This is a genomic window from Natronosalvus vescus (assembly GCF_023973145.1).
Taxonomy (GTDB): Archaea; Halobacteriota; Halobacteria; order Halobacteriales; family Natrialbaceae; genus Natronosalvus; species Natronosalvus vescus.
In genome coordinates, this window is the sequence record NZ_CP099546.1 from 3,008,371 (window position 1) to 3,028,082 (window position 19,712).

Genomic DNA, 19,712 nt, shown 5'->3' on the forward strand with positions numbered 1-19,712 from the left:
TCCTGATCACCTCAGCGGTAGGATTTCTGGTAGCGGGCCCGTGCGCCTGGGCCGCCCCACTTTTTGGGTTCGGACTGGCGAACGTCGTTGACCAGTAGCGAACGGTCGAACTCCATGTAGGCGTCGCGGAGTTCGGCGTCGTTCGTGTGCTGGACGATGCCGCGAGCGATGGCGGTGCGGACGGCGTTTGCCTGGCCGCTAACGCCGCCACCCTCGACGTGGACTTCGACGTCGATGCCGTCACGGAGGTCGTCGCCTGCGATGCGGAACGGTTCGAGCATCTTCAGGCGGGACATCTCCGGTTCGACCAGTTCGACCGGTTGGGTGTTGATTCGCACGCGACCCTCACCCTCGCGTACGGTTGCGCGGGCGACGGCCGTCTTCTTCTTTCCACTCGTGTTCGTTACCATGTGACGTTAGCACCTAGCTGTTCGGACACTTCGTGCAGGTGGACGAAGCGGATGTTCGAGAGTCGATCCAGCGACGTGCCCTCGAGGATCTCGGCCTCGCGGTCGTCGTCGCCTTCGTAGGGGTTGCCGACGTAGACGCGAACGTTCTCGAGCGCCTCGCGTCCGCGTGGCTTCTTGTACGGAAGCATCCCGCGAACGGCTCGCTTGAGAATGGCGTCCGGACGGCGCGGGTACATCGGCCCCTGGTCGGAGCCGAGCCCGATACGGGTTCGGTAGGTGTCGAACACGTCGTTCTTGTCGCCGGTGATGACGGCGTCCTCGGCGTTGACGATCGCGATTCGCTCGCCGTCGAGGGCGCGCTGGGCAACCTCACTGGCGACGCGGCCGAGAATGCAGTCTCGAGCGTCGACGACGACGTCGGCGTCGTATTCAGCGACGCTCATCAGGCGATCACCCGGACGTTCGAGCCGTCGGGGTTCTCCTCGAGAAGTTCCTCGAGGCGAACCGATTCGCCGACCGCTTCGATCTTGGTCTCTGCCGACGACGAGAAGTCGACGGCGGCGACGGTGACGTTCTTTTGCAGTGCGCCGGATCCCAGCACCTTGCCGGGGACGACGACGGTCTCTTCCTCACGTGCGTATCGCTCGATCCGCCCCAGGTTGACCTCTGCGTGGTTGCGCCGGGGTTTCTCGAGACGATCCGCAATATCTCGCCAGACGGCTGCGTCCCGCTCGCGGGACGTAGACTTCAACTCGGCGATGAGATCGGTGAGTCTCGGATTGGTCTTTGTACTCATTGGTTTCCTCCAGTGTCAACTAGAGCGTGCCCACCCGTCGATGGATGGGACTTCGCAAATCGACTATCGGTGACACACCTCACCTCGAGGTCAGTCGCTCCTCGAGTCGAGTGCGTCGGATCGGAGAAGTGATGCAGGGAGCAGGATTTGAACCTGCGGACTCCTACGAGACAGCGCCCTGAACGCTGCGCCGTTGGCCTGACTTGGCTATCCCTGCTCGCACTTCCCCGTACCCGTCGCCCCGTAAAACCCCTTTCGATTTGAACCCCCGATCGGCTGCCGATCTCGTCGCTCACGGCGTCGGCGTCCGTCGGGATCGAACCGGGTGTGGAACGTCGGGTCATTGGTTTGGTAGTCGTCTGTGGTGTGTGGTCGTGATCGATACTACAGCTGGACGGCTTCCTCGAGTTCGGCCGCACGCCGGTCAATCGAATCGACCGCGCGGGTCACGAGTTCCTCGACGCTGAACGAGCCGTCGGTTTCGACGTGGAAGACGAAGGCGTTCGGCACGTCCTCGACGCGTACGTCCTTTCCGGGGTAACGCTGGGCGAGGTCGTGGTCGAACTCGCTCGTCGTAACGAGTTCGCCGTCGTCCTCGATGACGCCACGAACGATCTGGCGCTCCTGGTCTTCGAACTCGGGTAAGTCCTCGCCGACGTCGACACGCTGGAGGTGTCGGTAGCCGACGGCCACGCCGCCCTGGTGTTTGGCGTGATCCTTGCCGCGGTCGAAGACGGCGTCGGCTTCGGCCTCGAGACGCTGGTTGTCCTTCAGCTGGATGATCGGCACGTTCTGGTCGGCCGGTTTGACGAGGTCGTCACTCGAGACCAGATCGCCGGAGTAGGCGGTTCCTGGCCCTTCGACGTCGATCGAGAGCGTGACGGCGTCGCCGTCGACGAACTCGTCTACGGGAGGCGTCGTCAGCGGGACGAGCCCGAGCCGGAGCGCGATCTGCTCGTCGAACATGACCGACGAGTTCTCGATGAATCGAACCTCGTCGATCGCTAGCGTGGGGACGTCCGCGATCATCGCCCGGCGAATGCCGTTGGCGAATGCGGGCGTCACACCACGGACGAGAAAGCGGGCGCTCCGTTCCTCACGTTCGACGAACTCGACGTCGTACTCTTCGGTCATGGTCTAGTAGCCGCCCTTGCCTTTCGGTGCTCGCGATCCGTCGTGTGGGATCGGGGTTACGTCCTCGATGCGACCGATTTCGAGACCCGCACGGGCGAGTGCACGGATGGTCGCCTGTGCGCCTGGCCCGGGGGACTTCTGTAAGTTCCCGCCGGGGCCGCGGACGCGGATGTGCAGGCCGGTGATACCGGCTGCTTTGATCTCGTCGGCGATGGATTCGGCCATCTGCATGGCCGCGTACGGCGACGCTTCGTCGCGGTTCTGTTTGACTGCCGTCCCGCCGGAGGATTTCGCGATCGTCTCGGCGCCCGTGAGGTCGGTCACGGTCATGACGGTGTTGTTGAACGATGCGTGAACGTGGGCAATGCCCCATTTGTCGTCGTCTGCCATGTTATTGACCCTCCGCGCGTGCTGGGTGGAGTTCGTCCGCGATCGGACTGTTCTCTTCGAAGTCGACCAGATCCTCCTCGTCGACGTCGACGACGTACGACGGAACCCGCTGGCGCTGGCCGTCGAGGACGATGTGACCGTGCGTGATGAACTGACGCGCCTGTTGTGGCGTCTGGGCCAGCCCCTTGCGGTAGGCGACCGTCTGGAGACGGCGCTCGAGAACGTCCTCGACCTCGAGGCTCAGAACGGCACCGAGCTCGTCGGCTTCGTCGAGGATGCCGACGCGTTTGAGCCGTCCGAGGAACTCCTCGGTTCGGTTGATGACGGTTTCGTCGTCTTGCTCCTGAGCGAGCAGGTCACGGGCCTCGCGCCGGTAGGAGCGAAGTTCGGACTGGGCTCGCCAGAGCTCTTCTTTATTCTTCAGACCGTAGCGGTCGAGGAGCGAGTGCTCACTCGAGATCCGCTCGCCCTGGTAGGGGTGATTCGGCGTCTCGTACTGTTTGGTATTGGAGCCGAGTGGCATTATTCGTCATCCTCCGCCGCCGCTTCTTCGGCGGCTTCTTCACGGATCTCCTCGACGTTGACACCGATCGTCCCTTCGGTACGGCCGGTGGACTTCGTTCGCTGGCCGCGAACCTTCTGGCCGCGCTTGTGTCGAACGCCTCTGTAGGAGTCGATCATTTTCATCCGGTTGATGTCGTGCTGACGGGTCAACTGGAGATCGTTACCGGTTTCGTGGGAGGTCTCGCCGGTGTAAAAGTCCCGCTGGCGGTTGGTGAGCCACCCGGGAACGGTGTCGGCGTAGTTCTCGACGACTTCGATGACGTCGTCGATCGTCTCCTGGTCGAGCGCGCCGAACGTCGCCGTTCGGTCGACGCCCGCTTCGTCTGCGATGATGCGGGCGGTTCGTCGGCCGATCCCGTTCATCTCAGAGAGCGAGCGCTCGACGGACTTCGTCCCGTCCAGGTCTGTCTGCCCGATTCGGACGAAGTACTGAAGCTCGTCTTCCTCCTCGTGTTCTTGCGGTTCTTCCTCACTCATGTGTGGTTTTGCTATGGTGGTCGTGTGCGGTTCGAGGCGACCGTCTCCAACGACGGCGACCAGCAGTGGTCGCTCGTCACCGGCAACAGTCGTCTGATCGACGTCGTGGCGGGGATTTGAACCCCGGAGGCTTGACGCCACATGGTTAGCAACCATGCGCCTTGGGCCGCTTGGCTACCACGACACCGTGTGTATCGTCGCCCTCTCGGACTCGGGGACGGATCCCCTACATCGTATTGCACTCGTTCCTTCCCGTGGCCAGTACTTAAGGGCAACGAAAGATCCCGGTTCGTCACCGTGGAGGCGTGTGATACCATACCGGAATCCGACGACTTATTAGGAACTGTACAAAAGTGGCAGTCAATTGGTGCCTTCCACAGAGACGCTCACTCGAGTGGCGATCGTTCTCGTTGCAATCGTCGCCATCGGCCTGGTCGCCGCAACGATCAGTTCTCCGATCGATCCCGGGAGCGAAGGCCTCGGTCCGAACGACGGCGACGGCGATGGCGAAATCGGCCCCCAGCCGGTCGAACACGGCGAAACGACGACCATTCCGTCCTTTTTCATCTACCTCATCTACGCGATGGGGATCCTTGTCGCCATCGCCATCGTCTGGTACCTGATATACTACCGGCGGGACGCCGTCAAAGCACTCGCACTCGTGATCGCTACAGCGGCGATCCTCGTAGGGATTCTCTACCTCCTGCTCGAGTTGGGGGTCGACCTACCGACAGAGGAGCAACAAAACCAGACTGTAGAATCGCCCGGGGACGGCGAGCCCGGTGGTGGCGACGGTGGCGACGGTGAGGAAGACATCGTCACACGGGAACTGGGGCCCTTTCTCGGCTTTCTCGTCGTTCTCGCAATGATTTTCGTGGGGGGACTCCTGTTGAGTGCTCGTTCGTCGTCGACCGACGAGAAACTACCAACCGAGTCGACGGACGCTCAACCGGACGAACAGGCCGCCGTCGCCGCCGCGGCCGGCAGAGCGGCGAATCGGATTAGCGCTGACAGTACGGAAGACGTCGACAACGAAGTGTACCGGGCCTGGCGGGAGATGACCCAGTTGCTCGAGGTCGACCGCCCCGAGACGACGACACCCGGAGAGTTCGCGACTGCTGCCACCGAGGCAGGCCTCGAGCGAGAGCACGTCGACGAACTCACGCGGTTGTTCGAGGACGTCCGCTACGGCCACGAGGCGACAACGGCCGAGCGGGAAGAGCGAGCCGTGACGATCCTTCGTGCGATCGAATCCGCGTACGGTGGCGGTGATGACGAATGAACGGGCGACGTCTCGCACTGGGTGTTGGCGTACTTCTGTTCTTCGTTGGCGTGCTCGCCATCCTCGGCATCACGTACCTATCGGTTTCGCGGAACGCCATTTTCTTGATCGGTCTCGTCGTCATCCTGGCCGCGCTCAGCGGCCTGAGCAGCCGACGGGAAAAACGGCGCATTGCGGACACGACCGATCCCGAACATCGAGCCACGGTTTCGACCCCGGGCCACGACCTGTCGAGGACGATCAACCAGTTCCGTACGGAGACGTACGGTTTCGCCGCTGACTCCCAGCGAATCGTCGAAGGGCTTCACGGCGCGGCCCTTGCCGTCCTCACCCGTTTCGATGGGCAGTCGGAGGCGGAGGCACTCGATCGAATCGAGAACGGTACCTGGACGGAGGACGACCGTGCTGCTGCCTTCCTCTCGTCCGATCTGGAGGCACCGACCAGATCCGTTCGGAACCGATTGGCAGCCGTGTTCGACAGCCGAACGACGTTCAGACAGGACGTCAGTCGAACCGCTGCCACCATCGCCAGTATCGGCTACGGTGGGTTGGGCGAACGACCAGTTGCGACGGACATTCCACAGTACGACCCGGAGGAACTCGATGACGTCACCCCACGAACGACGACTCTGAGCGTATCCGAGGTAACCGAACGCGCTGCCCGAGAGACGGGGTACTGGACGGGCGTCGGTGCCCTCTCGTTGTTGGCTGTGGGTATCGGCGCGATAGCGGAATCGCCCGGCGTCGTGCTCGCCGGTGTCGTCGGTGTTGGCTACGCCGGGTCCGCCCACCTCCGCGTTGCGCCCCACCCGAATATTTCCCTCGAGCGAACGCTCAGCAACGAGACCCCTGATCCTGGCGAGGAGGTGGCGGTCACCGTTACGATCACGAACGAGTCTGCCAGCTTCATTCCGGATCTCAGACTCATCGACGGTGTCCCGGCGGGCCTGGCGCTTACCGACGGGTCGGCACGACTTGGCACGAGCCTCAGACCCGAGGAGTCGGTCACGCTCGAGTACACCGTGACGGCCCGACGGGGCACTCACACGTTCGATCCGGCGCTCGTGATCACCCGTGATCTCTCGCGGTCGAGCGAACGCGAGTGCTACGTCGGGACGGAGACGACGCTCGTGTCCCAGCCACTTCTGCGCCCGCTCGCCGCGACGATGCCGCTTCGACCGGCCGCGGCCGCCTTCTCGGGGCAGTTGACCACGGCCGAAGCCGGCGAGGGAATGCAGTTCCACTCCGTGCGCGAGTATCGACGCAACGATCCGCTCAACCGCATCGACTGGAACCGACACGCCCGCTCGGGTGAGTTGGCGACCCTCGAGTTCCACGAAGAGCGCGCCGCACGCGTGCTCATTCTGATCGACGCGCGAAAGGCGTCCTACCTCGCGCCGAAGCCGGATGCACCCCACGCCGTCGACCGCGCTGTCGAAGCCGCCGGTTTGATCGCGGCGTCGCTGCTTGATGCCGGTGATACGGTCGGTCTCGCCGCCCTGGGGCCGGTCAACCGTACAGATACGAGACAGATCAACCTGCGTGATACCTGCTGGCTAGCCCCCTCCTCCGGTCAGCATCACCGCATCCAGTTCAGCGAACTGCTGGCGAGCCACCCGCAGTTCGCGACGGAGCCACCCCGCGGAAAGACACAGTGGCAGCCACAGCTCAGGATGATCCGCCGTCGGCTCTCCGCCGAGACGCAAATTCTGTTCATCAGCCCGCTCTGTGATGCCACCGCCACCCGAATCGTACGGCGTCTTGACGCGCGCGGTCACGCATTGACGGTGCTCAGCCCGGATCCGACCGCCGAGCGGACGACCAGCCAGCAACTCGCTCGCGTCGCTCGGCGCATTCGCCGGTTCGACCTCCAGCGGGCTGGAGTTCCGGTCATCGACTGGTCGGCAGACGAAACCATCGACGAGGTCATTGCACGAGCCAACGCGGGTGAGAACCGATGATCGAAGTCACCAGACGCCCGACGCGGATTTCGAGTGTAGCTGCGACGCTCGCGGGCGGTGTCGCCGTCCTCTCGGCAGCCCTGGGTGGGCCGGCCGGCCCGACCGTTGGATTGGTCGGATTCCTCGTACTTGGTCTCGGTCTCCACCGCGGAATCTACGGCGCAGTCGACATCGGTGCCGGACTGGTGTTCCTGGGCGTCCTCTTCGGCGGGCTCCAGGGTGCGCCCGTCGAAGCGACGGTGCTCGGTGCCGTCACCGCGCTGGTAGCCTGGGATCTCGGTACCAGCGCCGTCGAACTCGGCTCCCAGCTCGGCCGGGAAGCCGACACTCGTCGTCTCGAGGGGGTACAGCTACTCTCGAGTCTCTCCGTCGGGTTGCTGACGGCGACGGTTGGCTACGGTGCGTACGTGTTCGGTGCCGGCGGCCAGCCCGCGGGTGCGGTGGTGCTCCTGTTGCTGTCGGTGTTGTTCGTGGTCGTCGGGCTGAAAGGTCGCTAGAGCGAAAGCGACTCGAGCGGGTTCGTAACAGAGACACTACCTGCTGTTGAACCCCTAGACGCCGATGTACTCCTCGTTCAACTCCCAGTCGCCGGCCTCGTTTCGCACCATATACTCGCCGTAGTAGGGGACTCGGTTGGCGACGACCGCTCGAAACGCCTCCCGGATCTCGGCTTTCGTCATCTCCCCCATCGGGCGCAGGTCGTCGTTTCGGTTGAGACAGCCTTTCAGATAGCCCTGATGGGTGACCCGGACGCGGTGGCAGTTCGCACAGAAGGTGGGGTTCTCGACGGGATCGACGATTTCGACCATGCCACGACCCGTGCCGTCGTCCGCGCCGATCCAGTAGCGCTTGCGGTCGTGCATCTCGCGATGTTCGACCTCCTCTGCCTGTTCGGCGAGCCAGTCGTGAACGCGCTGGATGTCGACGTTCCACTCCGGTTTGCCCGTCAACTCGGGCATGTACTCGATCAACTGGAGCTGGAGGCCGTCGTTTTCGGCGACGTGGTCGACCATCTCGGGGACGTACCCCGCCGTGTGCTCGAAGACGACCATGTTGAGTTTGACCGGATCGAGCCCTGCATCCAGGGCCGCGTGGACACCTTCGATCACCTTGTCGTAGGCCCCGCTTTTCGTTACCGCGGCGAACGCCTCGGGATCGAGCGCATCCTGGGAGACGTTGACCCGCTCGAGACCAGCGTCGACGAGCGCCTCGGCCCGACCGGGGAGGAAGGTGCCGTTGGTCGTGAGCGAGACCTCCATCGAATTCGGTGTCCGGGTGATGATCTCCTCGAGATCCTCCCTGAGCATCGGTTCGCCACCGGTGAATTTGACGGCCGTCACGTCGAACTCCGCGGCAACCTCGAGAAAGCGAACGACGTCGTCGGTGTCCATCTCGTCGTCCTGGGGGGCCATCGGCCCACGCGTGTCGCCCAACCCCTCGTTGTGACAGTAGACGCAGTCGAAATTACACCGATCGGTGAGCGAGACCCGAACCCCGGTTACCTCGCGTCCGAAGTCGTCGGTGAGCATGCGAGACAATTGCGGTCGGATCCGCTTAAACACGTGGGCTTCACCGGCAGTTATGTAACCATTCGTGGTTACGTGCCAGGGCCGAAGAGCGGACGCATTCGGTTCACGCACGGCATGGTATGTGTCATCCGTGGGGGACATGTGCCAGATTGAGCCGGGCCCAGAAGCCCAACAGCTACCCCACTCGAGGTCGGAGGGAGTGGTATGGATCGCGAGATGCTCGACGACCAGCGTGAACTCGTCGCCCTGATCGAAGACGCCGGCTGGGAGGTAACCGGCCTCGAGCTGTCCGCCTACGACAGTCCGTGGGTGGACGAGGACGCGCCGGAAGCGGAAGTGACGATTACAGCCAGAAAACCCTACGACGATGGGACGGAGGAGGACGATTCGGACGAAGACGAGAGTCCGTTCCGGATCAGCTGATCGGCGCTCGAGACTGACTGATCACCGGCGGTACCGGGAACCCCAAAAATCGGTCTCGAGCCAGCGACGCGTCGTCACCCCTTGATGTTGCAGACCGGGAACGTCCGGGCCACTTTATCGCCGATGCCGAGTTCGTCGGAGACACGTACGACCTCGTCGACGTCCTTGTAGACGCCCGGCGCTTCCTCGGCGATCGTCGCTCCCGACTGGGCTTTGACGAAGATCTGTTGCTGGGACTCGAGTTCGTCCCGAACGTCCTCGCCCCAGTAGTCCTTTTTCGCCTGGGTACGGCTCATCAGCCGACCAGCGCCGTGGGCCGTCGACCCAAACGTAAGATCGAGCGAGTTCTCGCCCCCACGGAGGACGTAGCTTCCGGCACCCATGCTGCCGGGGATGATCACCGGCTGGCCGACGTCGCGATAGGCCTTCGGGACGTCTGGATGGCCGGCAGGGAACGCCCGCGTCGCCCCTTTCCGGTGGACGAACAGTTCTCGCTGTTCGCCCTCGACGGTGTGGTTTTCCTTCTTGGCGATGTTGTGGGCGACGTCGTACAGCAATTCCATCTCCATCGACTGCCAGGAGCGATCGAACACGTCCGCGAAGACTTCCCGCGTGCGGTGCATGATTAGCTGCCGGTTGACCCAGGCGAAGTTGATCGCCGCATTCATCGCCGCGTAGTAGTCCTCGGCCAGCTGTGAGCCAGCGGGCGCAGCCGCCAGCTCTTTGTCCGGCAACTGGTTCAACAGCCCACCGTGTTGACGCTCGATCTTTCGCAGGTAGTCGTTACACGTCTGGTGACCCAGTCCGCGCGAGCCACAGTGGATCAACACCACGATCTGGTCTTCCGCGAGCCCGAAGGCCTCGCCGACCGCGTCGTCGAAGATGTCGGTCACACGCTGTACCTCGAGGAAGTGGTTCCCGGAGCCGAGTGAGCCGACCTGGTTTTTGCCCCGATCCTTGGCCTTCTGGCTGATCTTCGAGGCGTCGGCTCCGGCTCGAACGCCCTCGTCCTCACAGTGAGCAAGGTCGTCTTCGACGGCGTGGCCTGCCTCCAGCGCCCAGTCGACGCCGCGCTCGAGTATCTGCTCGATCGTTTCGACGTCAGTTTCGACGACGCCGCCACCACCGAGCCCCGACGGGATGGCCTCGAAGAGGGCCTCGACGAGTGCCTCCTCCCGGCCCTGGAGGTCGTCGTAGGTCAGGTTCGTTCGCATCATTCTGACGCCGCAGTTGATGTCGTAGCCGACCGACCCCGGCGAGATACAGCCGTTTTCGGCGTCCATCGCGCCCACGCCGCCGACCGGGAAGCCGTACCCCTGGTGACCGTCGGGCATGCAGATGGCGTACTTCGTGATCCCCGGGAGGTGGGTCGCGTTGCGCAACTGTTCGAGCGTGCGATCCTCGCTGATCTCCTCGAGCAGGGATTCACTGGCCAGCACACGGGCTGGAACGCGCATGGGGCCTTCCTGTGGTAGCTCCCAGACGTGCTCTCGAATCTGTTCGAGCACGATGCCGTCGGCGTCGAACGTCTTGGTCATACTCGACGATGGGACGTGCAGGCTGAAAGGTGTTGCCAGGTCGTGCCCGTCGAGTGGTTAGTCTGCGGCCGCTGATGCCACGGCGTCCTCGAGTTCGGCTTCGACGGTCTCGAGGCGGTTGTCGACCGAGTACGGGCCTGCGCCGGTGATCAACAGCACCGACGCCATCCCGAAGAGGGCGACGTGGGCCAGGACGGGATCGTCGGGCAACGCGAAGAGCGTTAGCGTGAACATTGCGATCGCCGTCGCCGCGCTGGCTCGGGTAAAGAGGCCGAGAATCAGGGCAATTCCGAGTGCCGTCTCGGTTAGCCCCGCACCAATCACCCACAGTTCGGGGCTCACCGGGACGACGTTCGTGAGGTCGTACCGATCGACCACGGCGAGTGCGATGCCTGGTCGAAGCAGTTTCTGGCCGGTGCCGAGGTAGATGAACGTGAGTCCCAGTCCGACGCGAGTGACGGTCGGAACAAATTGCTCGTAGGATGCGATCCACGTCTGAAAGCGTGTGGCGACGTCGTACACCCGATCGATGCGACCGTACAGCGTTCCCGGCCCGCCGGCCACCCGCTGGAGGACGTGATCGCCGCTTGGCTGACCGCTCCCAACGAGTGCTATTGCGAGGAGGCCACCCACGAACTCGAGTTGTAACAGCAAGGTCGGCCAGGTGAGCAGACCGACGAGGTAGACGGCGAGGGTGACGAGCGCGACGAGTCGTGTGGCCAGCCCGAACAGGAGAAGAAAGCCCAGAGCCACCTGCAGTAGACGAACCTCGATCTCGAGAGCGGGACTGACGAAGTAGCCGCTGAACCCGGCACCGATGAGGGGAATGCCGAAGGAGATGCGAAGGAGCCACGGCACGAACTCTGTGTACTCGCGCATGGCGGTTCGGAAGGCGGCAACGTCTCTGGGAACCGGTTTCACCCACAGATACCCCGCCAGCGCGAACACCACGGCGAGTCCACCTGCTACGAGCACTCCCACGATAGCCGGATCGGTGAATGCGTCGGCCAAAAACTCGCTCGCGCTGACGTCGTGTTCCTCGTCGACGACGTACTCCTCGTGGGCGCTGACGGGCGCTGTGGTAAGGAGGAACAGCAGCGACAGGCCGATTGTGGCGACTCCGCTCGTGACGTGATGACGTCGCGCCATAGCTGCCCGTACTCCAGCCACGAATAAAAGCACACAGTCGATCACGTTGACAGGCCAGAGTCGGCCGCTCGAGTGACGAGCGACAGGACGAGGTGTACAGTGTCGAGAAATCGTCGGGAACCACAGACGCCAGGTGCGTGCGGTGATCAGTTAGCGAGGGATTGGTTACACGTCGAAGACGACGTACGCCTCCCACCCGGCGTCGACCTCCTCGAGGCGCATCTCGGAGTAGGTGACGGCCTTGATCTCGCGGGCGTCGATGTCAGAGAGCGGAACGCCGCGGGCAGTGGCCTCGAGTCGCCAGGCATCCAGGTCGTCTCCCTCGTCCGTTTCAGGCTCTTCCGCGAGCCGTTCGACCCGGTTTTCGACGGGAAGCTCGAGGCGCACGTCGCGAAGATAGATGAGTTCGTCCAGGTACTCGAACAGGAGCGCCTCGCGGTTCTCGGCGGTGACTGCGAGCGAGAATCGATCCGTCGACGCGCCGGGAGCAGCGTCGTCAGGGGTGGGAGGAGCAGCGTCACCGGCGGCGATCTCATCACAGGAGGCCCCGGCTAACCCGTCGGCGACGGCCGCAAACGTCGACTCGAGTGACTCCCCCCTCGCGGCGACCGCGATGTCCGCGGTGTGGGCGCGGAGTTCGTAGCTCATACGTGTTGGAGCGTACCCCACCCAGTGCCCTATGTTCGTCGATCTATAGGCGGTGCAGGGCGAGAACCCCGACCCTTGGGGTCGGGGGTGAAGCCCGTCGAAGGACTACACATGCTCACTACGGTTGATGTACTGTTCAATCGTTTCCCGACTCACCTCTCCTGCCGTCCCCACGTAGAATGAACGCTCCCAACACCCACCGCCCCAATACAACGACCGCATCACTTCGGGATATTCTGACCACAATCTCCGTGCTGTCACGCTCTTCAACCGTAATACAATCTCACTTGGCGCGTGTTTCGGATGCGCTCCCAGGAACACATGAACGTGGTCAGGGGAGATATGCAACGACCGCAACTCGGTGTCGTTCCGCTCGATAATCACATGGAACTCCGATTCCAATGTCTCTGCAACGTAGTCGAGAAACGAGTGTCGATACCGAGGGCACCACACGAAGTGGTAGTTGATATTGTACACCGTGTGGTTTGAACGAGTCACCTCCATACACACCGCACGACGTAACAACATTTAAGTCAATGTGTTAATAAGTATTTACTGCAAATAAGATGGCGCGACGATTCACCGTCGATTTCGAGGAGGACTTCTACAAAGACTTCTCGAAGAAATGCATCGACGAAGACCGAACGAAAGCCGATGTCGTACGCAAACTTCTCCGCGAGTGGACGTACGACGAAGACACCGAGTGAGTTTCACGCATGGACATCGAAGACCAAAACCTCACGAAAACCCTCCCACTCCAACTCCAGTTTTACGAAGAGGGCGATGAGGCGAAAGTCTTCGAGTCCACGCAAGAATCACGCTCAGTGTACAACGACACCATCCGCCTCGCCAAACAGGGCGAAGACTGGGATGACATCCGTCGCCAGATGGAGCAAGACGCCAACCTCGTGAAAAACAACACACAGTTGGTCGTCAAGAAAGCCCTCGAAGCGATGGAGAACTATTACGAATACGACGACTACAACATGCCCAGTCACACCAAAACTGGGTCATATCCCCTGCGAATGAACCACAAAGAGGGCTACACACTCTCACTCACCGACGACGGCGAGGTTGCGTTTCGTATCTCTCCGAAACCATATCATCCCGTTCGAGGGACGGTCGTTGGCGATCCGGTGCATCTCGACGTGTTGAAAATCGCACTGTCGAGTGACGAGTGGAAGATAGGGACGGCTGAAGCCCTATTCACGGATGGCCGTGCCGAACTCCACGTCAACGTCACACACCAGACGCAGACCGTCCGAGACAAAACCGACTCGAAGACGGTGATTGGTGTGGATGTGAACGAGGACAACATCGCGTTGACCGCAATGGATGAAACGGGAGTTCTCGACACACTCATCATCGACTTCCCCGAAATTAAGTCTGAACGCCACCGCTATTTCACGATGAAAAAGCGGATGCAGAACGCGGGGAAGCCGTCGTACAAGAACGTGGTTTGTGACCGAGAGTATCGGTTTGTCCACGATAGACTCCACAAATTGTCTCGGGCCGTAGTCGAGTTTGCGAAGCGGTTTCCTGACCCGTGCATTGCACTTGAAGACCTCAAGGATATGCGCGAGTCAATTGACTACGGCACTCAGATGAATCGTCGGCTCCACGCGATGCCGTTCCGCGCAACACACGTGTTCATCGCGTACAAAGCAGCGTTTGAAAGCATCCCGATTGCCTCGGTTGAAGCGGAGTACACGAGTCAGGGCTGTGCGTTGACGGCGTGTGAACACGCCGAGCGAGCGAATCGACGGTGGAAGCGGTTCCAGTGCAAGTCGTGTGGTCATCAAGACCATGCGGATAGGAATGCGTCGGTGAACGTTGCGAAGCGTGGATTGGCGAAGTGTTTGTTAGATGTACCTGCTCTCAAGAGCCTTCCTCAAGTTCGGAAGGTGCGACGGTGGGCATCGGGGCGCGTGAACCGCCCGACCTCATCCCTCGTAACCGTTTGAGACGGCCTTGCTCTGAAACGGGTAGGCGTCGGGGGTTGCAGGGAGTGTTAGCGATAATCTGAGGGAACCACGAAGAAGCCCCGACCCTTGTGGTCGGGGTTGTTCACCGTCGAACCACCGCTTGCAGCGGCGACGTGGGATGCTCGAGCGAACACTGAAAACGGAAAAATCGGTGTTCGGAGGCTAACGACCACCGTTTCCCCTGAAATGTCGGTCTGACTGCCGGTGGAATTATATTGCCGTCCGTGATACGGTATGGTAGTGAGCGTCAACATCGACAGTCGCGTTGTCGGGCCCGGGAGCGACGAGTTCGTCGAGGAGGCCTGGGAGCTCAAAGAACAGATTAGCCAGGCCGAAGGGGTACTCAAGCAGCGACGGAACTTCTTCATCGACGCCTATCGTCGCTCCACGGTTCACTGTTACGTCCGCGACGGAACTACCCTCGTCGGGTTTGCGGCCGTTCGACGGGACGGATACATTCTCTTTCTTGCCGTCTCGCCCGAGGCTCGAGGCGAAGGGATTGGCAAGCGCCTCGTCGCACAGGTCGCCCAGGATCACCGAACCATCACCTGCCACGCCCGAACGACGAACGAAAACGCCCTCCAGTTCTACGAACACCTCGGCTTCGAAATCAAACGACGCATCGACAACTACTACGAGGACGGTGGCGACGCCTACTACCTCAAACTCGGCTCGAGTGCCGGCCTGACCGATCGGATTTCGGATCTGATTCGCCGATAGTCGGTCGCGGATCCCTCGTCTCAATCAGTCAGCGTTGCTGTTACCGAACTCGAGTCGGACGAACATTCGGAAACGCCTATATGCTCGTATTGCTGACTACCAGAGACGAATGGAGGAGCGAACGCGAGCCTATCTTCGGGGGCGGTTTCGGGATCATTATCGACGCACGGAGATCACCCCGCCCCCGGGGGCCAACGAACGCGAGTGGGGATTCATCCCCTGGACGGAGGGCCCCAAGACCACGATGGTTCGCCACCGCTCGCTCCTCGAGTTGGGTTCGATCGAGGACTTCCTCGAGCGAAAGCGCCCACAGCACGTCTACTTCTCGGTCGGCCGTTATCGCGACCCCGGCGCGAACTCGATGAGCGCGAAGGACTGGCGCGCGTCGGATCTCGTCTTCGACCTCGACGCCGACCACCTGCCCAGCGTGACCCTCGGTGAGGACTCCTACGCCGAAATGCTGTCGAAGTGCAAGGACGCCTTACTCAGGTTACTCGATTTCCTGGAGGACGACTTCGGTTTCGAGGAACTCGAGGTCGTCTTCTCCGGTGGACGTGGCTACCACGTGCACGTGCGCGACGAGAACGTCCTCCACCTCGAGCGCGAGCACCGCCGGGAGATCGTCGACTACGTGCGCGGAATCGGCCTCGAGTACGACCAGCTGATCGACGCCGAGACGGTCGCGGGCCTGGGGCGAAAGACGCCAACACAGCGGCGACATCTCTCCGTCGAGGGCGGCTGGGGACGCCGAACCCACCGACACTTCATGGCCTTCGTCGACGAGCTCCTCGACCTCGAGGAGGAGGCCGCCCTCGAGCGACTCCAGTCGTTCGACGGCATCGGCGAGGGGAAGGCGACGGCGACGCTCAACGCCGCCCGAACCAACCGCCAGGAACTCGAGGCGGGCAACGTCACGGTTCACACCGCCGTCTCCCAACTGGCCGAGCGGTTCGCCAAACGGGCCGTCGAGCGGGACAACGCGCCGATCGACGAACCGGTGACGACCGACACGAATCGACTGATCCGCCTCCCCGGCAGCCTCCACGGCGGCAGCGCGCTCGAGACCAGACGCATCGCGCGAGACGAACTCGACGCGTTCGACCCGCTGGTTGACGCCGTCCCCGAGACGTTCGTCGGGCACGAGATCGCCGTCGACGTGAGCCGCGGCGGCGAGGTTGAACTCGGGGGCGATATCTTTACAGTCCCGGAGGGTGACCAGTCACTACCAGAGTACGTTGCCATGTTCCTGATGGCGCGTGGTCGGGCGGAGAAGGAAACGGAAACATGAATCTCGACGAGTTACGCACGGTGCAAAGCAAGGAGCGTCAGAAGGACAGTCTCCAGCATCTGCGTCCCTCCTTTTACCAGGAGGTCGGCGACTACATCGCGAATCTCGAGGCCGAACGCGAGTGTATCGCCGACGCGGCCGACGACCCCTTCTCTTCGCCCGAGGTCGGTCGGCTGACTGACGAAATCGAGACGGCGAAGGACGTCGTCGACGCGATCTACGAGCGCCGGATGGGCAAACTCGTCAAACAGGCCAGTCTTGCAGCGGCGGGGATGCCCGCCGACGACGAGGGGCTCACGGCCGAAGAGTCGGATCTGTTCGACGACCTCGTCGACCGAATCCAGGGCAACAAAACGCGGGTGCTGGACGTCCTCGAGGGCAAGGAGTCGGTGGCTGGAGGCGCGGCAAACGACGCAAGCGACTCGAATCCGAACGCGGACACCAAGTCACCGGATCGTTCTGCCGACGCACCGGAATCATCGTCGCCAGCGTCAAACGCCCCATCCGATTCGGTGAGCGTCGCCGACGCGATGGGTGGGGAGTTGCCGGCGGACGAGACGGAGGCATCTCAGGAGTCATCATCGGCCGACGAAACGCCGCCACCACCGCCACCGGACGAACCGCCGCTCGAGAACGCTGACGCGGTATCCGACGGGGCGGATTCGGAGCCACCCATTCGAGACGACGAGCCGTCAGCATTGGCCACTGAAACTGACGCTGATGCTCAAACTGACACCGCAACCGCAGGCGACGAATCGACCACGGACGTCGACCGCGTCACCGTCAAGATCACCCGCGACGTCGGCTCGATTCTCGGGATCGACGATCGGGAGTACACTCTCGCGACCGACGACGTCGTCACGCTCCCCGAGCAGAACGCGACGCCGCTGGTCGAGCGGGAAGCGGCCGAACAGCTCGAGTGACCTGACCCGGTCGGACGAGGAAGATGCCGTCACGACCGACACCACTACAACTATCGAGACGAACGTCCAGGTATGCTCGAGATTGGCGACGACGCACCCGATTTCGCACTGGACAATCAACACGGCGAGACCGTTCGCCGCTCTGATTTCGACGGCCAGCACCTCATCGTCTACTTCTACCCGCGGGCGAACACCGAGGGCTGTACGGTCGAAGCCTGTGAGTTTCGCGACGCGCGCCCCACGTTCGAGAACGAGAACGCGGCCGTCGTCGGCATCAGCGACGACCCAGTCGACGACCTGGCGTCGTTCGCGGCGGAGTACGACCTCGAGTTCGACCTCCTCTCGGACGAGGATGGCGAGGTCTCGGCCGCCTACGACTCCTACGGCGAGAAGAACATGTTCGGCAACACCTTCGACGGCGTCTTCCGGAACACCTACGTCGTCGGCCCGGACGGGACGATCCAGGCCGTCTTCGAGGGCGTCTCCCCCGAAGGGCACGCCGAGGAAGTGCTTGAGGCGCTCGCGTAGGGTGGCCGATGTCGGGGTCGATCACCGCTGAAAGCAAACGCGAGGTCGACGCCCTCCTCTCGCGACTCGAGGCCGATTACGGCACGTTCGAGCGTCTCGAGAAAACGTGGACTCACTCGCCCGACGAACAGAAACGGATTCTCGAGCGGTACGAACGTGACGAACTCGGCGGCGCCGGGGTCTGGCTGCGAAACGGGGCCGGCGAAATTCTGCTGGTTCGAAACGAGGGCGACGACGGATGGGCGGATCCCGGCGGCAAAGTCGAACCCGGTGAGTCTGTTGAACGGGCCGCGAAACGGGAAGTTCGGGAGGAAGCCGGCGTCGACTGTCGGCTAACCGGAATCTGTGAAGTTCACGAGATCACAAATCGATGTGAGACCGCCGCACTCCCCGACGTCCTCGAAGCTATCGTCATCTTCGATGGCGAATACGTTTCTGGGGAACCGCGGCCTCGAGAGGGAGAAATCGCTGAGGTGGACTGGTTCGATGCTCCGCCCTCGAGCGTGTTGTACGACGAGGTACGGACGAGGCCGTATCCGGCACAGGAATATAGTGCCAATTGAAACGATGTACACACCGTTAGCAGACTTGTCTTCCGATCAGCTGTACAGTGACGTTCAGTGGCTACTAAAGGTCGACGATTAACCTGCGTGGACTTTCCAGACTGTCGTCGGGGGTGGCGGTCGAAAGACGATCAGATCGACGGAATGCACACACTTCCACACGCCAGCGACCCGGATCGGGCGAGAAGCCTTCGAACTGCCGATCGTCACGACGACACTCGAGCCGATCAACTCCGAAATTGCCGCCGTCGCATTCGTCCTCGCCGTCGCCGTCCTGATCGGCGCGGCAGCACTGTTGTTCACCCCGGATTGTCAGCAAGGGCAACACTCTACGACTTCTTTTCCTTTCCACCGGCGATACTCCTCGTCACCGTGGTCTGGAAACTCTCCTATCCGAACCACCTGGGGGAACTCGACGGCGCGTCAGAGGGAGATCGATTCCTGGACGTCCTGAGACTCGAGGGGAGTTGGTAGCTCGAGTGTCTCGAGAGTTCCATGAATCACTTCGAGAAACCAACCTAAAGCCCTGAATCCGACGAAACGGAGCCGTTCCGATCGATTTGTTCGTACAGATAGTACGAATAGACAACTGTGATGATGGCGGTGACGACTACGGGGACGAAAAAGAAGTACAGCGCGTATTCGCCAAACAGGAGTCCGACCACTGTGAGTATCGCTGTCAGTTTGAACAGTTTCCCACCGAGCGCGTGAGTTCGATCCCAGACCACCTCGTCACTGAGCGTCCACGGCGTACGGATGCCGACAAACCAGTTTCGGTTTGCGTGGGTGAGTACGACCCCGCAGTAGTAAAACAATCCGGCTGCTCCAAGCAGGATCAGGTAGACGAAGTCGAATTCGTACCCGAGATTGAACGCGATAATGCCGGTGTGAATGAGGAACATATATGACGCGAAAACGACGACGAACCAGTCGTAATAGGTGCGAAACTCGGCGATGTTCGCACGCAGTGGATCTATTCGTGGAATTACGGCGAACAAACCGAGTAGTCCCGCAGTCAGCGAGGGCATGAGTCCGAGTGCGAGTGATTTAGACATCGTCCCACTCGGTTCACCGGCGGCGTTCCAGTTGGAAACGACCTGGTCGGGGAGTTCGGGTGCAGCAATAACGCTCACCATCGCCGAGAATACGACGAAGCTGCCAGCCAAGGCGAATCGGTGACGAGTGTTCATAGCGGATGATACGTCGGACGTACTGATGAATTCGAGGGATGGGTCAATCACGGAACCAGGACGATCGATGTACGATGAGGTACGGGCGAGGGCGTATCCGGCTCGAGAATAGAGTTAAAATCCGGGGACTGTCAATCCAGACAACGTGGTCGCCTGTACGCGGCGCTGGCTGACTGTACGCGGCGCGGAGCGCCGCGTTTCACCGAGCGCTTCG

General features: G+C 62.0%; 24 protein-coding genes and 2 tRNA genes. 11 read left to right on the forward strand and 15 right to left on the reverse strand.

What is annotated here, in order from left to right; genetic code table 11:
- Positions 1–11 precede the first annotated feature (11 nt).
- The 9 genes from NGM68_RS14385 to NGM68_RS14425 form a co-directional block, all read right to left on the reverse strand.
- Positions 12–410, reverse strand: coding sequence for a 30S ribosomal protein S9 (locus tag NGM68_RS14385; protein WP_252698929.1), 399 nt, complete (start codon positions 408–410; stop codon positions 12–14).
- The gene (locus NGM68_RS14390) at positions 404–853 is read right to left on the reverse strand and encodes a 50S ribosomal protein L13 (protein WP_252698930.1); all 450 of its coding nucleotides are present in this window, start codon (positions 851–853) and stop codon (positions 404–406) included. The genes NGM68_RS14385 and NGM68_RS14390 overlap by 7 nt, the downstream gene beginning before the upstream one ends.
- Positions 853–1,206, reverse strand: a complete 354-nt coding sequence (locus NGM68_RS14395) for a 50S ribosomal protein L18e (RefSeq protein ID WP_252698931.1) — start codon at positions 1,204–1,206, stop codon at positions 853–855. The genes NGM68_RS14390 and NGM68_RS14395 overlap by 1 nt, the downstream gene beginning before the upstream one ends.
- 132 nt (positions 1,207–1,338) lie before the next feature.
- A tRNA-Leu gene (locus NGM68_RS14400) sits at positions 1,339–1,423 on the reverse strand.
- Between the two features lie 167 nt (positions 1,424–1,590).
- The gene (locus NGM68_RS14405) at positions 1,591–2,340 is read right to left on the reverse strand and encodes a DNA-directed RNA polymerase subunit D (protein ID WP_252698932.1); all 750 of its coding nucleotides are present in this window, start codon (positions 2,338–2,340) and stop codon (positions 1,591–1,593) included.
- 3 nt (positions 2,341–2,343) lie between these two features.
- Positions 2,344–2,730, reverse strand: coding sequence for a 30S ribosomal protein S11 (locus NGM68_RS14410; protein WP_252698933.1), 387 nt, complete (start codon positions 2,728–2,730; stop codon positions 2,344–2,346).
- Position 2,731: 1 nt separating this feature from the next.
- Positions 2,732–3,253 (reverse strand): 30S ribosomal protein S4, encoded by a 522-nt coding sequence (locus NGM68_RS14415; RefSeq protein WP_252698934.1) that lies wholly within the window; start codon positions 3,251–3,253, stop codon positions 2,732–2,734.
- A complete protein-coding gene (locus NGM68_RS14420; protein ID WP_252698935.1) occupies positions 3,253–3,771 on the reverse strand; it encodes a 30S ribosomal protein S13 in 519 nt (172 codons plus the stop codon). Before NGM68_RS14420 ends, NGM68_RS14415 begins: the two co-directional genes overlap by 1 nt.
- Positions 3,772–3,872: 101 nt before the next feature.
- Positions 3,873–3,955 (reverse strand) — tRNA-Ser (locus NGM68_RS14425).
- Positions 3,956–4,138: 183 nt separating this feature from the next.
- Between NGM68_RS14425 and NGM68_RS14430 the strand changes: the two genes are divergently transcribed.
- The 3 genes from NGM68_RS14430 to NGM68_RS14440 are packed head-to-tail and all read left to right on the forward strand — an operon-like array spanning position 4,139 to position 7,511.
- Positions 4,139–5,053 carry a DUF4129 domain-containing protein gene (locus NGM68_RS14430; RefSeq protein WP_252698936.1) on the forward strand — a complete coding sequence of 305 codons (915 nt, stop codon included), beginning with the start codon at positions 4,139–4,141 and terminating at the stop codon, positions 5,051–5,053.
- A complete protein-coding gene (locus tag NGM68_RS14435) occupies positions 5,050–7,014 on the forward strand; it encodes a DUF58 domain-containing protein (protein ID WP_252698937.1) in 1,965 nt (654 codons plus the stop codon). The genes NGM68_RS14430 and NGM68_RS14435 overlap by 4 nt, the downstream gene beginning before the upstream one ends.
- Complete coding sequence (locus NGM68_RS14440) at positions 7,011–7,511, forward strand: DUF7519 family protein (RefSeq protein ID WP_252698938.1); 501 nt, start codon at positions 7,011–7,013, stop codon at positions 7,509–7,511. Before NGM68_RS14435 ends, NGM68_RS14440 begins: the two co-directional genes overlap by 4 nt.
- Before the next feature lie 54 nt (positions 7,512–7,565).
- Here the strand turns inward: NGM68_RS14440 and moaA are convergent, their stop codons facing one another.
- A complete protein-coding gene (moaA, locus tag NGM68_RS14445; RefSeq protein WP_252698939.1) occupies positions 7,566–8,543 on the reverse strand; it encodes a GTP 3',8-cyclase MoaA in 978 nt (325 codons plus the stop codon).
- Between the two features lie 204 nt (positions 8,544–8,747).
- On the opposite strand from moaA, the gene NGM68_RS14450 reads away from it, so the two are divergent.
- Positions 8,748–8,966, forward strand: coding sequence for a hypothetical protein (locus NGM68_RS14450; protein WP_252698940.1), 219 nt, complete (start codon positions 8,748–8,750; stop codon positions 8,964–8,966).
- Positions 8,967–9,040: 74 nt separating this feature from the next.
- Here the strand turns inward: NGM68_RS14450 and NGM68_RS14455 are convergent, their stop codons facing one another.
- From NGM68_RS14455 to tnpA, 4 genes are all read right to left on the reverse strand, one after another.
- Entirely contained in the window at positions 9,041–10,504 is a 1,464-nt protein-coding gene (locus tag NGM68_RS14455) for an RtcB family protein (RefSeq protein ID WP_252698941.1), read from the reverse strand.
- 57 nt (positions 10,505–10,561) lie between these two features.
- Entirely contained in the window at positions 10,562–11,653 is a 1,092-nt protein-coding gene (locus NGM68_RS14460; RefSeq protein ID WP_252698942.1) for a DoxX family protein, read from the reverse strand.
- Positions 11,654–11,818: 165 nt separating this feature from the next.
- Positions 11,819–12,301, reverse strand: coding sequence for an archease (locus NGM68_RS14465; RefSeq protein ID WP_252698943.1), 483 nt, complete (start codon positions 12,299–12,301; stop codon positions 11,819–11,821).
- Between the two features lie 105 nt (positions 12,302–12,406).
- Positions 12,407–12,805 carry an IS200/IS605 family transposase gene (gene tnpA / locus NGM68_RS14470; RefSeq protein WP_252698944.1) on the reverse strand — a complete coding sequence of 133 codons (399 nt, stop codon included), beginning with the start codon at positions 12,803–12,805 and terminating at the stop codon, positions 12,407–12,409.
- A 62-nt stretch (positions 12,806–12,867) separates the two neighbouring features.
- On the opposite strand from tnpA, the gene NGM68_RS14475 reads away from it, so the two are divergent.
- From NGM68_RS14475 to NGM68_RS14505, 7 genes are all read left to right on the forward strand, one after another.
- Positions 12,868–13,008 (forward strand): hypothetical protein, encoded by a 141-nt coding sequence (locus NGM68_RS14475; protein ID WP_252698945.1) that lies wholly within the window; start codon positions 12,868–12,870, stop codon positions 13,006–13,008.
- A gap of 9 nt (positions 13,009–13,017) precedes the next feature.
- Positions 13,018–14,265, forward strand: a complete 1,248-nt coding sequence (locus NGM68_RS14480) for an RNA-guided endonuclease InsQ/TnpB family protein (protein WP_252698946.1) — start codon at positions 13,018–13,020, stop codon at positions 14,263–14,265.
- Between the two features lie 261 nt (positions 14,266–14,526).
- Complete coding sequence (locus tag NGM68_RS14485) at positions 14,527–15,006, forward strand: GNAT family N-acetyltransferase (RefSeq protein WP_252698947.1); 480 nt, start codon at positions 14,527–14,529, stop codon at positions 15,004–15,006.
- 109 nt (positions 15,007–15,115) lie between these two features.
- Positions 15,116–16,294 (forward strand): DNA primase small subunit PriS, encoded by a 1,179-nt coding sequence (gene priS, locus NGM68_RS14490; RefSeq protein WP_252698948.1) that lies wholly within the window; start codon positions 15,116–15,118, stop codon positions 16,292–16,294.
- Entirely contained in the window at positions 16,291–17,217 is a 927-nt protein-coding gene (locus NGM68_RS14495) for a DNA replication complex subunit Gins51 (protein ID WP_252698949.1), read from the forward strand. Before priS ends, NGM68_RS14495 begins: the two co-directional genes overlap by 4 nt.
- Before the next feature lie 72 nt (positions 17,218–17,289).
- Positions 17,290–17,745, forward strand: a complete 456-nt coding sequence (gene bcp, locus NGM68_RS14500) for a thioredoxin-dependent thiol peroxidase (RefSeq protein ID WP_252698950.1) — start codon at positions 17,290–17,292, stop codon at positions 17,743–17,745.
- 8 nt (positions 17,746–17,753) lie between these two features.
- Positions 17,754–18,308, forward strand: a complete 555-nt coding sequence (locus NGM68_RS14505; RefSeq protein WP_252698951.1) for an NUDIX hydrolase — start codon at positions 17,754–17,756, stop codon at positions 18,306–18,308.
- 518 nt (positions 18,309–18,826) lie between these two features.
- Here NGM68_RS14505 and NGM68_RS14510 read toward each other — a convergent pair.
- Positions 18,827–19,498, reverse strand: a complete 672-nt coding sequence (locus tag NGM68_RS14510; protein ID WP_252698952.1) for an SdpI family protein — start codon at positions 19,496–19,498, stop codon at positions 18,827–18,829.
- Between the last annotated feature and the right edge of the window lie 214 nt (positions 19,499–19,712).

Coding starts and splice junctions, on each gene's coding strand:
- NGM68_RS14510 (WP_252698952.1), bottom strand. CDS start 19,498: ATGAACACTCGTCACCGATTCGCCTTGGCTGGCAGCTTCGTCGTATTC.
- NGM68_RS14435 (WP_252698937.1), top strand. CDS start 5,050: ATGAACGGGCGACGTCTCGCACTGGGTGTTGGCGTACTTCTGTTCTTC.
- NGM68_RS14480 (WP_252698946.1), top strand. CDS start 13,018: ATGGACATCGAAGACCAAAACCTCACGAAAACCCTCCCACTCCAACTC.
- priS (WP_252698948.1), top strand. CDS start 15,116: ATGGAGGAGCGAACGCGAGCCTATCTTCGGGGGCGGTTTCGGGATCAT.
- NGM68_RS14390 (WP_252698930.1), bottom strand. CDS start 853: ATGAGCGTCGCTGAATACGACGCCGACGTCGTCGTCGACGCTCGAGAC.
- NGM68_RS14475 (WP_252698945.1), top strand. CDS start 12,868: ATGGCGCGACGATTCACCGTCGATTTCGAGGAGGACTTCTACAAAGAC.
- NGM68_RS14460 (WP_252698942.1), bottom strand. CDS start 11,653: ATGGCGCGACGTCATCACGTCACGAGCGGAGTCGCCACAATCGGCCTG.
- NGM68_RS14385 (WP_252698929.1), bottom strand. CDS start 410: ATGGTAACGAACACGAGTGGAAAGAAGAAGACGGCCGTCGCCCGCGCA.
- NGM68_RS14415 (WP_252698934.1), bottom strand. CDS start 3,253: ATGCCACTCGGCTCCAATACCAAACAGTACGAGACGCCGAATCACCCC.
- NGM68_RS14440 (WP_252698938.1), top strand. CDS start 7,011: ATGATCGAAGTCACCAGACGCCCGACGCGGATTTCGAGTGTAGCTGCG.
- NGM68_RS14465 (WP_252698943.1), bottom strand. CDS start 12,301: ATGAGCTACGAACTCCGCGCCCACACCGCGGACATCGCGGTCGCCGCG.
- bcp (WP_252698950.1), top strand. CDS start 17,290: ATGCTCGAGATTGGCGACGACGCACCCGATTTCGCACTGGACAATCAA.
- NGM68_RS14505 (WP_252698951.1), top strand. CDS start 17,754: ATGTCGGGGTCGATCACCGCTGAAAGCAAACGCGAGGTCGACGCCCTC.
- NGM68_RS14455 (WP_252698941.1), bottom strand. CDS start 10,504: ATGACCAAGACGTTCGACGCCGACGGCATCGTGCTCGAACAGATTCGA.
- tnpA (WP_252698944.1), bottom strand. CDS start 12,805: ATGGAGGTGACTCGTTCAAACCACACGGTGTACAATATCAACTACCAC.
- NGM68_RS14405 (WP_252698932.1), bottom strand. CDS start 2,340: ATGACCGAAGAGTACGACGTCGAGTTCGTCGAACGTGAGGAACGGAGC.
- moaA (WP_252698939.1), bottom strand. CDS start 8,543: ATGCTCACCGACGACTTCGGACGCGAGGTAACCGGGGTTCGGGTCTCG.
- NGM68_RS14395 (WP_252698931.1), bottom strand. CDS start 1,206: ATGAGTACAAAGACCAATCCGAGACTCACCGATCTCATCGCCGAGTTG.
- NGM68_RS14495 (WP_252698949.1), top strand. CDS start 16,291: ATGAATCTCGACGAGTTACGCACGGTGCAAAGCAAGGAGCGTCAGAAG.
- NGM68_RS14450 (WP_252698940.1), top strand. CDS start 8,748: ATGGATCGCGAGATGCTCGACGACCAGCGTGAACTCGTCGCCCTGATC.
- NGM68_RS14410 (WP_252698933.1), bottom strand. CDS start 2,730: ATGGCAGACGACGACAAATGGGGCATTGCCCACGTTCACGCATCGTTC.
- NGM68_RS14420 (WP_252698935.1), bottom strand. CDS start 3,771: ATGAGTGAGGAAGAACCGCAAGAACACGAGGAGGAAGACGAGCTTCAG.